The following is a 14,261-nucleotide window of genomic DNA, read 5'->3' as shown; positions in this document are numbered from 1 at the left end:
CCACCTCCGTATCGATGCGCCGGGCACCCCGCGTGGCGCGGGGCGCGCGGACGCGCGTCATCAGACCTCCAGCGAGAGCAGGTCCGCGATGGTCTCGCGGCGCAGCACCAGCCGCGCTTCGCCGTCGCGCACGGCGACGACGGCGGGCCGGGTCAGCTGGTTGTACCGGCTGGACATCGAGTAGCAGTAGGCGCCGGTGGCGGCGACCGCCACCAGGTCGCCGGGGCCGGCGTCGGCGGGCATCCAGGTGTCGCGGATGACGATATCGCCGCTCTCGCAGTGCTTTCCGACCACGCGTGCGACCACGGCGGGCGCCTCGGAGGAGCGCGAGACCAGCCGGCAGTCGTAGTCGGCCTGGTAGAGCGCGGGGCGGATATTGTCGCTCATGCCGCCGTCCACGCTCACGTAGCGCCTGCGCTGCCCGCCCTCCAGCGAGACGTCCTTGACGGTGCCGACCTCGTACAGCGTGACGGTGCCCGGCCCGGCGATGGCCCGGCCCGGCTCGACCGCGATGGTCGGCACCGCGAGCCCGGCGCGCGCCGCCTCGGCGACGACCAGCTCGCGCAGCTTGGCCGCGAACTCGTCCAGCGGCGGCGGGTTGTCCGAGGGCAGGTACGAGATGCCGAGGCCGCCACCGAGATCCAGCGTCGCGATCTGCGCGGTGCGCTCGGCGCCGAACTTGTCCACCGCGTCCCGGAGCAGCCCGAGCATGCGGCGCGCGGCGATCTCGAAGCCGTCGATCTCGAAGATCTGCGAGCCGATGTGGCTGTGCAGCCCGACCAGCCGCAGGTTGTCCGCCTCGAAGACCCGGGCCAGCGCCTCCATGGCGTCGCCGCCGGCGATCGAGAAGCCGAACTTCTGGTCCTCGTGCGCGGTCGAGATGTACTCGTGGGTGTGCGCCTCCACGCCGACGGTGACCCGGACCAGCACGTCCTGCACGGTGCCGGCCCGGCCCGCGACCGCCTCCAGCCGCTCGATCTCGATCAGCGAGTCGACCACCACGTGCCCGACCCCGGCTTCGACCGCCGACTCCAGCTCCGCGACGGATTTGTTGTTGCCGTGCAGCGCGATCCGGTGCGCCGGGAAGCCCGCGTGCAGCGCGATGGCCAGCTCGCCGCCGGAGCAGACGTCGAGTGAGAGCCCCTCGTCCCGGATCCAGCGCGCGATCTCACCGCAGAGGAACGCCTTGGAGGCGTAGTGCACCCGGGCATCCGGGCCGAAGGCGCGCACCATGTCGCGGCAGCGGGAGCGGAAATCGTCCTCGTCCACCACGAAGAGCGGGGTGCCGAACTCCTGGGCCAGCTCGTCCACCCGGACCCCGGCCAGGGTGACGACGCCGTCCGCGCCGCGCTCGGCATGGCGCGGCCAGACGTGCTCGGGCAGGTCGATCATGACGCTCGCCGCGGCCGGGCGCTCCGGCAGGTTCGGCGAGTTCGGGATCTCGGCGGCGTGCCGCGGCCCGGCGGGGTGGGCGCTCATCGTAGGTCCTTCCTGGCCGCGCGGTGCGCGCCGGCGATGGGGGTGCTCACATCCGCTCCGGGGCGGTGACGCCGAGCAGCGCGAGGCCGTTCGCGAGCACCTGCCCGGTCGCGTTCACCAGCACGAGCCGCGCCGCGTTGGTCGGCGAGACCGGCTCGTCGCCGAGCGGGAGCACCCGCAGGGTCTTGTTGGTCTGGAAGCGGTGGTAGGCGCCGGCCAGCTCCTCCAGGTAGCGGGCCACCCGGTGCGGCTCGCGCAGCTCGGCCGCGGTGCCGAGCACCCGGGGGAACTCGCCGAGGGTGCGGATCAGCTCGCCCTCCTCGTCGGCGGTGAGCAGCGCCAGGTCGGGCGCGACCGCGTCGAAGCCGAACTCCGCCGCATTGCGCCCGATCGAGGCGGTGCGGGCGTGTGCGTACTGCACGTAGTACACCGGGTTCTCGGTGCTCTGGCTGGTCCACAGGTTCAGGTCGATATCGATGCTGGAGTTCACCGAGCTGCGCACCAGCGAGTACCTGGCGGCGTCGACGCCGATCGCCTCGACCAGGTCGTCGAGGGTGACGACGGTGCCTGCCCGCTTGCTCATCTTCACCGCCTGGCCGTCGCGCACCAGGTTCACCATCTGGCCGATCAGCACCTCGACGGTGGCCGGGTCGTCGCCGAACGCCGCCGCGGCCGCTTTGAGCCGGCCGATGTAGCCGTGGTGGTCCGCGCCCAGCATGTAGATGCACAGGTCGAAGCCGCGGGCCCGCTTGTCCTGGAAGTAGGCGATGTCACCGGCGATGTAGGCGGAGGTGCCGTCGCTCTTGATGACCACGCGGTCCTGGTCGTCGCCGTACGCGGAGCTGGCGATCCACCAGGCGCCGTCCTTCTCGTACAGGTCGCCGGAGTTCTTCAGCGTCTGCACCGCGCGCTCGACCGCGCCGGAGGCGAAGAGCGAGGACTCGTTGAAGTAGACGTCGAAGTCGGTGCCGAAGTCGTGCAGGGCCTGCTTGATCTGCGCGAACATCAGCTCGACGCCCTCGCGCCGAAACAGCTCGAGCCGCTCCCGCTCGGGCAGCTCGGCGGCGCCCGGGTGCGCGGCGGTGATCGTCGCGGCGATCTCGCCGATGTAGGCGCCGGCGTAGCCGTTCTCCGGGGTCGGGGCGCCGGTGGCGGCGGCGACCAGGGACTGCGCGAAGCGGTCGATCTGCGCGCCGTTGTCGTTGAAGTAGTACTCGCGGGTGACCTCGGCGCCCTGCGCGGCCAGGATCCGGCCAAGCGCGTCGCCGACCGCGGCCCAGCGGGTGCCGCCGAGATGGACCGGGCCGGTCGGATTCGCGGAGACGAACTCCAGGTTGATCCTGGTGCCCGCGAGCGCCCGCGCGGTGCCGTAGCCCGCGCCCGCCGCCAGCACCTGCTCGAGGATCGCGCCCTGCGCCGAGGCGGCCAGCCGGATGTTCAGGAAGCCCGGCCCCGCGACCTCGGCCGATGCCACCCCGTCGGCCGCGGAAAGCGCCTCGGCCAGCCACGATGCCAGGTCGCGCGGGGCCACCCCGGCGGGCTTCCCGACGCGCATCGCCAGATTCGTGGCATAGTCGCCGTGTTCGGGATTACGGGGACGCTCCACGGTGACCTCGTCGGGCAGCACAGCGGGATCGAGCCCGCGTTCGACGAGCACCTTCGCCGCGGTACCGCGAAGGAGATCTGCAAGGTCAGCTGGAGTCACGAGTCTCTATCCTATGGTCTCGGCGGGTGTGCACCGCAGGTGGGCACCGCGCGGCCACGCCCCATCCGTCACGTCGAAAGAAGCACAGCGAGCGATGCCGAGTAGTAACGCCCCGAGGTCGTCCGGTGGTTCCAAGTCGGCGAAAGCCGTCCGCGCCGCCGGGAAGGTCGCACCGTCCGGCAAAGGTGGCGACCGCAAGAGCGGCGGCCTGCAGAAGCGGCAGATCCCCTGGCTGACGATCGGCGCGGCCGCGGTCATTGTCGCACTCGTCGGCGCGCTCGCCTACAACCTGGTCCCCAAGTACCAGGAGCAGGCCGAGCTCGATCGCTTCACCCCGAGCGCCGAGCGCCAGGACCCGTCGGACCAGATCGACGGCGTGGTCAAGCAGGAGTACCCGGCCGGGCTGCACATCGGCCCCACCCAGCGCGTCGCCTACGACAAGACGCCGGCCTTCGGCGGCCCGCACGACTCGTCCTGGGCCACCTGCACCGGCGTCGTCTACGACAAGGCGCTGCGCACCGAGAACGCGGTGCACTCGCTGGAGCACGGCGCGGTCTGGATCGCCTACAACCCCGACAAGGTGGACAGCGACGGCATCGAGACCCTGGCCGCCAAGGTCGAGGGCAAGCCGTACACGCTGATGTCGCCCTTCCCGGGCCTCGACTCCGCGGTCTCGCTGCAATCCTGGGGGCACCAGCTCAAGGTGGACAGCGCCGACGACAAGCGGATCGGCCAGTTCATCACCGCGCTGCGGCTGAACAACTACACCTACCCCGAGGTCGGCGCGGACTGCTCCACCATCGCGTTCGACACCGACAACCCGCCGCCCTTCGACGCCACCCCGCCCGGGCCCGACGCCGTGCCCATGGACGGCTCCGGGCTGACCCCCGACCAGGGTGAGCTCGGTGGCGGGCTGCCCGGCGGCATTCCCGGCCTGCCCGGGATGCCGGGGAACGAGTTCCCGGTGCCGGGCACGCCCGGCGTGCCGCAGTGAGCGTGGAGACCGAGACAGCCCCGGATTCGCTGGCGGGCCAGTTCCGCCGCCAGCGCACCGCGCTGCTGGTGTTCGGCGTGCTCGGCGCGATGCTCATCGGCTTCGCGCTGGGCGCGCTGGCCCGGCTCCCCATCGACGGCGCCCGCCAGCCCGACCCCGGCCCGGTCGACGTCGGCTTCCTGCAGGACATGTCGGCGCACCACGCGCAGGCCGTCGAGATGGCGGGCGTCGTGCTCGTCCGCAGCACCGACACCGACGTGCGACGGCTCGCCTACGACATCCTCACCACCCAGCAGAACCAGGTCGGCCGCATGCAGGGCTGGCTGCAGCTGTGGGGCGAGCCCGCGCAGAGCACCGACGGCCACATGACCTGGATGACCTCCCCCGAAGGCGGCCATTCGCACGGCGTCTCCTCGACCGCGGCCGCCCCCGTGGCGGTGATGCCCGGCATGGCGTCCCAGGAAGAACTCGCCAGCCTCCGCCAAGCCATGGGCCCCGGCCTCGACACGCTGTTTCTCCAGCTCATGCTCCGGCACCACCAGGGCGGGCTGGAGATGATCCGCTACGCCGCCGACCACGCCGAGACCACCCCCGTCCGCAGCCTGGCCGGCACCATGGTGCAGACGCAGGAGGGCGAATCCCAGCTCATGAGCGGCATGCTCGCCGCCCGCGGCGCGAAACCACTGCCCCTCAACTGACGTTTTGGTGGGGTGGTGCGCCATGCGTTACGCTTCATCCCGCTATCCCGCCCTCGTAGCTCAGGGGATAGAGCGTCTGCCTCCGGAGCAGAAGGCCGCAGGTTCGATTCCTGCCGAGGGCACTTGGCCGAAGGCCCCGATCGCTTGTGATCGGGGCCTTCGTCGTTCCGGCGGTCACCCAGCTCCAGCCCGGTCGACCGGCGGGAGCGAAGCCGCCCTCAACCGAGGCCACCCACGACCTCGACGCCGTGGATTCGTGCCGCCTTCTGCATCCCGTCGTCCAGGGTCATGAGCGGGTAGGCGAGGCGCTGGGCCAGTGCGATGTACCAGGCATCCGCGTAGGTGGCATTGTCGATCAGTTCCAGGGCGGCAATCGAATCCCTCGGCTCACGGATCCGTTCCACCGGATGAGTGCTGAACGCGGCGATCAGGCCGTGCGCCTGCTCGACTTCCAGCGCACCTCGCCGCGCCAAACGGACGAGAGCGGAGCCGACCTCGAAATCGACGTGCGGAGGTGCTACGCATCCGGCGATCCGGATTCGCTCGGCATAGCCGGGCTGGAGAATTCCGCGCAGCAGGTCCACCCAGACCGATGCGTCGACGACGATCACTCCTGCCCCCGGGCGTAGTCGTCCCGGACTTCGCGCACCACTTCGGCGCCAGAGGGTGATCCCTGGCCGGTGATCCCCAACCGCTGCTGGGTCTGTTTCAGCTCGTCATCCCACGTGGCGATCGCGCGGCGCTGCAGCTCGCGCTGGACGTCGGCCGTCATCAGATCGCGGAGATAGGCCGACACCGACTTGTGCTCGGCGCGGGCCTTCTCGGCGATCACTGCCGCCACGTCATCTGGCACGTCTCGTACTTGCACAGTCGCCATTGCCCACCCTTCTGCATGCGCTAGTTCATGCATCTTATCAAGCAGGGCCCTCGAAGATCTTCGCACCGATTCGAACAGAGCCGGGGCGTGAGCAGCGGGCGGAGCGGGTGGGGCTGCCGTAGGCTGCGGGGACAGCCGGGTTGGAGGACGCTATGAGCTATCCGCCGTATGGGTCGCAGCCGGATCCGAATCAGGGGTGGGGGCCGCAGTCCGGGTATTCGCCGGGTGGGTATGGGCCCGAGCAGGGGCAGCCCGGCTACGGACAGCAGCCCGGTTACGGATCCAATCCGGGCAATGTGCCGCCCGGATACGGGCAGAATCCCGGCTATCAGCAGCCCGGCTATGGCGAGAGTCCCGGATACGCTCAACCTGGCTATGGACAGAATCCTGGAAACGCTCAGCCCGGGTATGGGGCGAACCCGCAGCAGGGCTACGGGCAGCCGCCCAGCTACGGGCAGCAGTGGGGGCAGCCGGGGTATGGGCAGCAGCCCGGTTATCCACCACCGCGGAAGAAGCGAACCGGGCTGATCATCGCCCTCACCCTCCTCCTTGTGGTCATCCTGGGCGGCATCACCGCGGGCATCGTGCTGACCGCACAGGGCAGAACCCCCCTCGCCTCGGACGAGAAACAGATCGAGGTGGCGATCCGCGACTTCTACGAGACCCTCGGCGAGGACGGCTTCGCGGCCGCCGCGGCGACGGCGTGCAGCGGTGATCGGGCCGAATTCGAGGCGTTGAGCGAGGAGCAGAAGAAGGAGTTCGACCAGACGCAGGTGTCGGTGGTGATCAACGAGATCAAGAACATCGTCATCACCGGGGATCGGGCCACGGCGACCATCTCCGGGCGGATGACGTTGACGCTGCCGGGCGAAGACCCGGATACCGATACCGACACCGAGGAGCACGTGAAGAAGGAAGACGGCACGTGGAAGGTCTGCTCCGCGGAGGATCAGGCCTGATGGGGCAGGGTGCGAACGGCACCCTGCCGGAAAGAGCGAGCGGCGGGAATCGAACCCGCGTAGACGGCTTTGCAGACCGTCGCCTCAACCACTCAGCCACGCCCGCGCGACTGGAGTAGATCCTGCTGGATCACCCGATCGGGGAACACGGTTGCACTCAGGGTGATTCGAAGGGGGCGCCGATATGATCACTCCCATGTCCCGCCCACGACCGCTGCCGCAGGATCCCATCGCGGAGGCGCACCGCCAGTGGACGGCGCACGGCTGGGGCGCGGTGGCGGACGGGATGGCGGCGGTGACGTCGCTGGTCAGGGCGCAGCAGATCGTGATGGCGCGGGTGGACGAGGCGCTCAAACCGAGTGGTCTCACCTTCTCCCGGTACGAGCTGCTCCAGTTGCTGAGCTTCAGCCGCACGGGGGCCGTGCCGATGGCGAAGGCGAGTGAGCGGTTGCAGGTGCATCCGACCAGCGTCACCAATACCGTCGACCGGCTGGAGGCGGCGGGGCTGGTGCTGCGGGTGCCGCACCCGAGCGATCGCCGGGCCATTCTGATCGAGATCACCGAGGCGGGGCGGGCGCTGGTCGCGGCGGCTACCGAGGCGCTGAACAGCACCGTCTTCGCGCTGCCCGGGCTGGCGCCGGACCGGCTGCAGGCGCTGCTCGAACTGCTCGCGGAGTTCCGCCGGGCGGCGGGTGACTTCGACGCGGGCGAGGACCCGGCGCACTGGGCGCCGGCCCGCGACCGGGTGCGCAGCCCGGACTGACGGCGGCCCGAGCGAACCGATACCGGCCCGAGCTTGGCACGGTGCCGGAAAGGGTCCACCATGAACGGCATGGTGCTGGTGCTGGGGGTATCGGCGGGTGCCGGCGGCGCCCGCGCGGTACTGACGCATTCGGATCAGCCGCACCTGCCGCCCATCGATCGCTGCCACGTGCCGGGCACCCCGGACAATGTCGAGGCGGCCGTTTTCGAGGCGGTGCGGTTGATGCGCGCGGCGGCGAGCGCGCGCGACGAGCTGATCACCGGGACGGCGGTCACCTGCCGCTGCGCGCCGCACGCCGACACCGTGCGGGCCGCAGCGGGCACCGAGCGGGTCACCATCGTGGACGAGCCACTGGCCCAGCTGCGCTACCTGCGCTTCTCCGGGCAGGTGAGCGACGGCGCGCCGGTGCTGCTCTACGACCTCGGCAGCTCGGGGCTCACCCTGACGCACGCCGACACCGCCACCGAGACGGTGCTGGAGAGCCTGCACAGCGCCGCGGTGAGCGGCGACCGCTACGACACGCTGCTCCGGCAGCGGCTCGCGCAGGACGGTGTGCAGCCCGCGGAGGAGGCGATCCGGGGGCACCGCGAGGCGCTGAGCCGGGCCAAGGTGGTCACCGCCAGCGACCCGGATACCGGCGGGCGGGCCGTCATCACCCGCAGTGACCTGGCCGAGCTGTGCTCGCAGAGCGTGCGGCGCTCGGCGACGCTGGTGCAGCGGCTGGTGGACGATGCCGAGGAGCCGCCGCACGCGCTGGTGCTGCTCGGCGGGTGCGCGCGCAATCCGGAGTTGCGGGCGGAGCTGGCGGGGTTGGTAGACCTGCCGGTGATCTACGACCCGGAGCCGGAGTACGTCTCGGCGCGCGGGGCGGTGCTGGTCGCGGCCGGGCACCGGGGTGGGGAGGTGCGGATGCGGCGGCGCCGGGTCGGGGCGGCGCTGGCCGCACTGCCGGCCAAGGCGGCGGCCGCCAGGCAGGCCAGGCAGGCGGGGCCGGGGCACCGCGGTAACCGGCGCGCGGTGCTGGCCGCGGCCGGTGTCACCGTCGTACTCGGCGCCACCGTGGCGGGGCTGCTGATCTTCGACCGGGACGCGCCCGCGCCCGCCGCACCGCCCGCCGCCACCATCGAAATGGCCGACACTCCGACCACAGCCCCGGGCTGAAACGCCACGCGCGCCCGGCTCGGCCCCCGGCCCCGGCGAGGTTCGAGGGCGTCCGCCCCGGACGCGGCACCGAACGGAAACGCCGCGTGCCCGGGGCCGAAACACGACGCGCCCCGGCCCGAACCCGGACCGGGGCACGCGAGAGCGAAAAGCTCAGCGGTTCACGAACTTCGGCTTCCGCTTCTCGGCGAAGGCACTCATGCCCTCCTTCTGATCCTCCAGCGCGAACAGCGAGTGGAACACCCGCCGTTCGAACCGCAGCCCCTCGGCCAGCGTCGTCTCGAAGGACCGGTTCACCGACTCCTTGGCGATCATCGCCACCGGCAGCGACATGGAGGCGATCGCCTGCGCCGCCTCCAGCGCGGTATCGAGCAACTCGGCGGCCGGAACGACCCGGGCCACCAGCCCGGCCCGCTCGGCCTCCTCGGCCCCCATATTCCGCCCGGTGAGCACCAGATCCATCGCCTTGGCCTTACCGATCGCCCTGGTCAGCCGCTGCGACCCGCCGATACCGGGAATGACCCCGAGCTTGATCTCCGGCTGCCCGAACTTGGCGGTGTCGGCGGCGAGCAGGATGTCGCAGATCATGGCCAGCTCGCAGCCACCGCCGAGCGCGTACCCGGCGACCGCGGCGATGGTCGGCTTGCGGAACTGCGCGAGCCGCTCCCACTTGGCGAAGTAGTCGTCCAGGAACATGTCCATGTACGACTTGGGCTGCATCTCCTTGATGTCGGCGCCGGCCGCGAAGGCCTTCTCCGACCCGGTGATCACGATGGCGCCGACCTCGTCGTCGCGCTCCAGCTCGTCCAGCGCGGCGAGGACGTCGTCCAGCACCTGCGCGTTCAGCGCGTTCAGCGCCTTGGGCCGATTCAGCGTGATCCAGCCGACGACACCGGTCTCCGCGGTGCCCTTGCGCTCCAGCAGGATCGTCTCGAAATCGGTCACTCGGAGGCCTCCTGGTTCGAGCGGTCACGGATATCGGTGACGATAGCCGAGAAGTCCCGCGCCGCATCGGTCTGGTTGAAGCGGGTGTAGATCTCCGCGGCGAGCGCGCCGAGCTGCCCGTCGACCACGTTGTCCCGCAGCGCGTTCGCGGCGAGGCCGAGGTCCTTGGTCATGAGCGCGGTGGCGAAGCCGGGCTGGTAGTCGTTGTTCGCGGGGCTGGTGGGCACCGGGCCGGGCACCGGACAGTAGGTGGTGAGCGACCAGCTCTGGCCGGAGGCGGTGGAGACCACGTCGTAGAAGGACTGGTGGCTCAGCCCCAGCTTCTCGCCGAGCACCAGCGCCTCGGAGAGCGCCACCATGGAGACCCCGAGCAGCATGTTGTTGCAGATCTTGGCGGCCTGGCCGACACCGGCGCCGCCGCAGTGCACCACCTTGCCGCCCATGACCTCGAGGACCGGGAGCCCGGCCGCGAAGTCCGCCTCCGCGCCGCCGACCATGAAGGTCAGCGTGCCGGCGGCGGCGCCGGCGACGCCGCCGGAGACCGGGGCGTCCAGGGCCCGGTGCCCGGCCGCGACCGCGCGCTCGGCCGCGGTCTTGGCGTCTGCGACGTCGATGGTGGAGCAGTCGATGAAGAGGGTGTCCGGCTCGGCGGCGGGCAGGATGTCGCCGTAGACGTCGAGCACCAGCTTGCCGTTGGGCAGCATGGTGATGACCACCTCGCGCCCGGCCACCGCCTCGACGGCGGTCGGCACGACGGTGGCGCCGTCCCGGCGGGCCTGCTCCTGTGCGGCGGGCACCGGGTCGAAGGCGAGCACGTCGTGCCCGGCCTTCACGAGATTGGCGGCCATCGGCGCACCCATGTGGCCGAGACCGAGGAATCCGATCTTCACTGTTCGTCCTCCGATGTGGTGAGCCCGAGCTCCCGATCGCCGAGCTCGGCGAAGTACTCCGCCACCAGCCCGTCGGTGACCTCGGCCAGGGTGGCGGGCTGCCATTGCGGGTTGCGGTCCTTGTCGACGACCTGCGCCCGAATGCCCTCGACGAGGTCGTGCGAGGCGAGCGAGGCGATGGAGACGCGGTACTCCTCGTTCAGCACCGCCTCCAGCGAACCGAGCTCGCGGGCGCGGCGCAGCGAGCGCAGCGTGACCTTGAGCGCCACCGGCGACTTGCCCAGGATGTCCGCGGCGGCGGCCTTGGCCTCCGGTGCCTCGTCGGCCTGCAGCCGGGCCACGATCTCCTCGACCGTGTCCGCGCTGTAGGCGGCGTCGATCCAGGAGCGCTGCCCGGCCAGCACCGACTCCGGCGCGGCGGTGGCGAACTTCGCGATGGCGTCGTCGGCGCTCTCGGTGCGCAGGGTGTCCAGCAGGGCCGGGATCTGCTCCGAGGGCACGTAGTAGTCGGCGAAGCCCGCCGCGATGGCATCGCCCGCGGTCATCCGGGCGGTGGTGAGCGCGACGTGCGCGCCGATCTCGCCCGGCGCCCGGGAGAGCAGGTAGGTGCCGCCGACGTCGGGGATGAAGCCGATCCCGACCTCCGGCATGCCGATCTTGGAGCGCTCGGTGACGATGCGGTGGCTGCCGTGCCCGGAGAGCCCGACGCCGCCGCCCATCACGATGCCGTCCATGACCACCACGTACGGCTTCGCATAGCTGCCGATCAGCGCGTTCAGGATGTACTCGTCGCGCCAGAACGTCCCGGTAGCGGAGTCGGCCGCCGCCGCGCCGGTCGCGCCGCCCAGCTCCTTGGCGTCGGAGTGGATGGCGACGATGTCGCCGCCCGCGCAGAGCCCGCGCTCCCCCGCGCCGGTGACGACGACGGTGCGCACCGCGTCGTCATCGGCCCACGCGCGCAGCGCCTCGGTGATGGCGAGCGCCATCTCGTGATTCAGCGCGTTGATGGCCTTCGGCCGGTTCAGGGTGATGAACCCGGCCCCGTCCCTGACCTCGATCAGAACATCGCTCATGCCGCTCCTACCACCGCGCGGGCGACGACCACCCGCATGATCTCGTTGGTGCCCTCGAGAATCTGGTGCACGCGCAGGTCGCGCACGATCTTCTCGACTCCGTACTCGGCCAGGTAGCCGTAGCCACCGTGCAGCTGCAGCGCCTTGTTCGCAACCTCGAACCCGGCATCGGTGGCGAACCGCTTGGCCATCGCGCACAACTCCACCTTGTCGGGGGCGTCCGCGTCCAGCGCGGCCGCGGCCCGCCAGAGCAGGGTGCGGGCGGCCTCCAGGTCGGTGCGCATGTCGGCGAGGTCGAACTGCAGCGCCTGGTTCTTCAGCAGCGGCTTGCCGAAGGCCTGGCGCTCGGCCAGGTAGGGAACGGTCTTGTCGAGCGCGGCCTGGGCCCCGCCGACCGAGCAGGCGGCGATGTTGATCCGCCCGCCGTTCAGCCCGTTCATGGCGATCCGGAAGCCGTCGCCCTCGTTGCCGAGCAGGTTGGCGGCGGGCACGCGCGCGTTCTCGAAGATGACCTGCCTGGTGGGCTGGGCGTTCCAGCCCATCTTCTTCTCGTTGGCGCCGAAGGAGAGCCCCGGCGTGTCGGCCGGGACGATGAAGGCCGAGATGCCGCCCGCGCCGGGCGCGCCGGTGCGGGCCATGACCACGTAGACGTCGGTCGAGCCCGCCCCGGAGATGAACTGCTTGGCGCCGTTGAAAATGTAGTCGTCGCCGTCGCGCACGGCCTTGGTGCTCAGCGCCGCCGCGTCCGAGCCGACGCCGGGCTCGGTCAGGGCGTAGCTGGCGAGCAGCTGCATCGAGGTCAGCCCGGGCAGCCAGCGTTTGCGCTGCTCGTCGTCGCCGTAGCGGTCCACCATCCAGGTCGCCATATTGTGGATGGAGATGTAGGCGGCGATGGCCGGGCAGCCGGTGGCCAGCTGCTCGAAGATGCGCACCGCGTCCAGCCTGCGCAGCCCGGAGCCGCCGTGCTCCTCGCCCACGTAGATGCCGCCGAGCCCGAGCGGGCCCGCCTTGCGCAGCACGTCGATCGGGAAGTGCTTGCGCTCGTCCCAATCGAGTGCGTTCGGCGCGAGGAATTCGTCGGCGAACTCGCGAGCCGTGTCCCGGATCGCGCGCTCGTCCTCGTCCAGGTCGAACATGGTCATTCCATCGTGGGAATCACGAACGCGTTGCTCTCCTTGAGGCCGGAGGGCCAGCGCTGGGTGACGGTCTTGGTCTTGGTGTAGAAGCGGATCGAGTCCGGGCCGTGCTGGTTCAGGTCGCCGAAGCCGGAGCGCTTCCAGCCGCCGAAGGTGTAGTAGGCGATCGGCACCGGGATCGGCACATTGATGCCGACCATGCCGACCTGCACCCGGGAGGCGAAGTCGCGGGCGGTGTCGCCGTCGCGGGTGAAGATGGCGACGCCGTTGCCGTACTCGTGCTCGTTGGCGAGGCGCAGCCCCTCCTCGTAGTCCTTGGCGCGGACCACGGCGAGCACGGGGCCGAAGATCTCCTCCTTGTAGATGCGCATCTCGGAGGTGACCTTGTCGAAGAGCGTCGCGCCGACGAAGTAGCCGTCCTCGGCGCCGTCGACCACCAGCCCGCGGCCGTCGACCACCAGCTCGGCGCCCTCCTCGACGCCGATGTCGATGTACTTCTTCACCCGGTCGACGCCGTCCTTGCCGACCAGCGGCCCGTAATCGGCGCCCGGGTCGTCGGACTTGCCGACATTGAGCTTGTGCACCCGCTCGGTGAGCTTCTCCAGCAGCCGGTCCGCGGTCTCCTCGCCGACCGGAACCGCCACCGAGATGGCCATGCAGCGCTCGCCCGCGGAGCCGTAACCCGCGCCGATCAGCTGGTCGGCGACGTCGTCGAGGTCGGCGTCGGGGAGGATGATGGCGTGGTTCTTGGCGCCGCCGAAGCACTGCGCGCGCTTGCCGTTGGCGGTCGCGGTCTCGTAGATGTACTGCGCGATCGGGGTGGAGCCGACGAAGCCGACCGCCTTGATCCGCGGGTCGTGCAGCAGCGTGTCGACGGCGGTCTTGTCGCCGTTGACCACGTTGAAGATGCCCGGCGGCAGCCCGGCCTCCAGGAACAGCTCGGCCAGGCGCAGCGGCACCGAGGGGTCGCGCTCGGAGGGCTTGAGCACGAAGGCGTTGCCGCAGGCGATGGCCGGGCCCGCCTTCCACAGCGGGATCATGGCCGGGAAGTTGAACGGCGTAATGCCCGCGACCACGCCGAGCGGCTGGCGCATGGAGTAGACGTCGATGCCGGTGCCCGCGCTGTCGGTGTACTCGCCCTTGAGCAGGTGCGGGATGCCGACGGCGAACTCGATCACCTCGAGCCCGCGCTGGATGTCGCCCTTGGCGTCCGGGATGGTCTTGCCGTGCTCGGAGCTGAGCAGCGCGGCCAGGCTGTCCATCTCGTCCTGCACCAGGGTGAGGAACTTCATCAGCACCCGCGCGCGGCGCTGCGGGTTGGTGGCCGCCCAGGCCGCCTGCGCCGCCTCCGCGTTGGCGATGACCGCCTCGACCTCGGACTTGCTGGCCAGCGGAACCCTGGCCTGCACCTGCCCCAGGTTCGGATCGAAGACGTCGGCGAAGTTGCCGGAGGTGCCCGCGACGTGCTGGCCTCCGACGAAGTGGGTGAGTTCGCGAACCATGTTCGTCCTGTTCTCTCGGGGAGTTCTACGGGCATCCTATAGTTGGACGTCCAAGTAATTACGAGTAGGTCATCGAATG

At 70.7% G+C, this 14,261-nt stretch carries 14 protein-coding genes and 2 tRNA genes; 6 read left to right on the top strand and 10 right to left on the bottom strand.

What is annotated here, in order from left to right:
- Positions 1–60: 60 nt before the first annotated feature.
- Together lysA and argS are read right to left on the bottom strand one after the other, a co-directional pair.
- The gene (lysA, locus tag AB0H71_RS30680) at positions 61–1,479 is read right to left on the bottom strand and encodes a diaminopimelate decarboxylase (protein WP_357027854.1); all 1,419 of its coding nucleotides are present in this window, start codon (positions 1,477–1,479) and stop codon (positions 61–63) included.
- 46 nt (positions 1,480–1,525) lie between these two features.
- On the bottom strand, positions 1,526–3,184 hold the full coding sequence (argS, locus tag AB0H71_RS30675; protein WP_357027851.1) for an arginine--tRNA ligase: 1,659 nt from the start codon (positions 3,182–3,184) through the stop codon (positions 1,526–1,528).
- Positions 3,185–3,278: 94 nt separating this feature from the next.
- Here argS and AB0H71_RS30670 point away from each other — a divergent pair, with 94 nt between their 5' ends.
- From AB0H71_RS30670 to AB0H71_RS30660, 3 genes are all read left to right on the top strand, one after another.
- A complete protein-coding gene (locus AB0H71_RS30670; RefSeq protein WP_357027848.1) occupies positions 3,279–4,178 on the top strand; it encodes a DUF3105 domain-containing protein in 900 nt (299 codons plus the stop codon).
- 2 nt (positions 4,179–4,180) lie between these two features.
- Complete coding sequence (locus AB0H71_RS30665) at positions 4,181–4,876, top strand: DUF305 domain-containing protein (RefSeq protein WP_357027933.1); 696 nt, start codon at positions 4,181–4,183, stop codon at positions 4,874–4,876.
- A 49-nt stretch (positions 4,877–4,925) separates the two neighbouring features.
- Positions 4,926–4,998: transfer RNA gene (locus AB0H71_RS30660), tRNA-Arg, on the top strand.
- Between the two features lie 96 nt (positions 4,999–5,094).
- Here the strand turns inward: AB0H71_RS30660 and AB0H71_RS30655 are convergent.
- Positions 5,095–5,487: a type II toxin-antitoxin system VapC family toxin gene (locus AB0H71_RS30655; RefSeq protein WP_357027845.1), complete on the bottom strand. Its 393-nt coding sequence runs from the start codon at positions 5,485–5,487 to the stop codon at positions 5,095–5,097.
- Entirely contained in the window at positions 5,484–5,708 is a 225-nt protein-coding gene (locus AB0H71_RS30650; RefSeq protein ID WP_357027842.1) for a hypothetical protein, read from the bottom strand. Before AB0H71_RS30650 ends, AB0H71_RS30655 begins: the two co-directional genes overlap by 4 nt.
- Before the next feature lie 197 nt (positions 5,709–5,905).
- On the opposite strand from AB0H71_RS30650, the gene AB0H71_RS30645 reads away from it, so the two are divergent.
- Complete coding sequence (locus AB0H71_RS30645) at positions 5,906–6,712, top strand: hypothetical protein (RefSeq protein ID WP_357027839.1); 807 nt, start codon at positions 5,906–5,908, stop codon at positions 6,710–6,712.
- Between the two features lie 34 nt (positions 6,713–6,746).
- On the opposite strand, the gene AB0H71_RS30640 is transcribed toward AB0H71_RS30645, so the two are convergent.
- Positions 6,747–6,818: transfer RNA gene (locus AB0H71_RS30640), tRNA-Cys, on the bottom strand.
- A gap of 90 nt (positions 6,819–6,908) precedes the next feature.
- On the opposite strand from AB0H71_RS30640, the gene AB0H71_RS30635 reads away from it, so the two are divergent.
- Both AB0H71_RS30635 and AB0H71_RS30630 read left to right on the top strand, forming a co-directional pair.
- Positions 6,909–7,475, top strand: a complete 567-nt coding sequence (locus tag AB0H71_RS30635; RefSeq protein WP_357027836.1) for a MarR family transcriptional regulator — start codon at positions 6,909–6,911, stop codon at positions 7,473–7,475.
- Between the two features lie 60 nt (positions 7,476–7,535).
- On the top strand, positions 7,536–8,636 hold the full coding sequence (locus tag AB0H71_RS30630; protein ID WP_357027834.1) for a hypothetical protein: 1,101 nt from the start codon (positions 7,536–7,538) through the stop codon (positions 8,634–8,636).
- 153 nt (positions 8,637–8,789) lie between these two features.
- On the opposite strand, the gene AB0H71_RS30625 is transcribed toward AB0H71_RS30630, so the two are convergent.
- The 5 genes from AB0H71_RS30625 to AB0H71_RS30605 are packed head-to-tail and all read right to left on the bottom strand — an operon-like array spanning position 8,790 to position 14,182.
- Positions 8,790–9,581 (bottom strand): enoyl-CoA hydratase, encoded by a 792-nt coding sequence (locus AB0H71_RS30625; RefSeq protein ID WP_357027831.1) that lies wholly within the window; start codon positions 9,579–9,581, stop codon positions 8,790–8,792.
- Positions 9,578–10,471, bottom strand: coding sequence for a 3-hydroxyisobutyrate dehydrogenase (mmsB, locus tag AB0H71_RS30620; protein WP_357027828.1), 894 nt, complete (start codon positions 10,469–10,471; stop codon positions 9,578–9,580). The genes AB0H71_RS30625 and mmsB overlap by 4 nt, the downstream gene beginning before the upstream one ends.
- Positions 10,468–11,544, bottom strand: a complete 1,077-nt coding sequence (locus AB0H71_RS30615) for an enoyl-CoA hydratase/isomerase family protein (RefSeq protein WP_357027825.1) — start codon at positions 11,542–11,544, stop codon at positions 10,468–10,470. Before AB0H71_RS30615 ends, mmsB begins: the two co-directional genes overlap by 4 nt.
- Positions 11,541–12,680 carry an acyl-CoA dehydrogenase family protein gene (locus tag AB0H71_RS30610; protein WP_357027930.1) on the bottom strand — a complete coding sequence of 380 codons (1,140 nt, stop codon included), beginning with the start codon at positions 12,678–12,680 and terminating at the stop codon, positions 11,541–11,543. Before AB0H71_RS30610 ends, AB0H71_RS30615 begins: the two co-directional genes overlap by 4 nt.
- Before the next feature lie 2 nt (positions 12,681–12,682).
- The gene (locus AB0H71_RS30605) at positions 12,683–14,182 is read right to left on the bottom strand and encodes a CoA-acylating methylmalonate-semialdehyde dehydrogenase (protein WP_357027822.1); all 1,500 of its coding nucleotides are present in this window, start codon (positions 14,180–14,182) and stop codon (positions 12,683–12,685) included.
- Positions 14,183–14,261: the final 79 nt, after the last annotated feature.

The organism is Nocardia sp. NPDC050697, assembly GCF_040654395.1.
GTDB lineage: Bacteria > Actinomycetota > Actinomycetes > Mycobacteriales > Mycobacteriaceae > Nocardia.
This window is presented reverse-complemented; position numbering and strand designations above follow the sequence as displayed.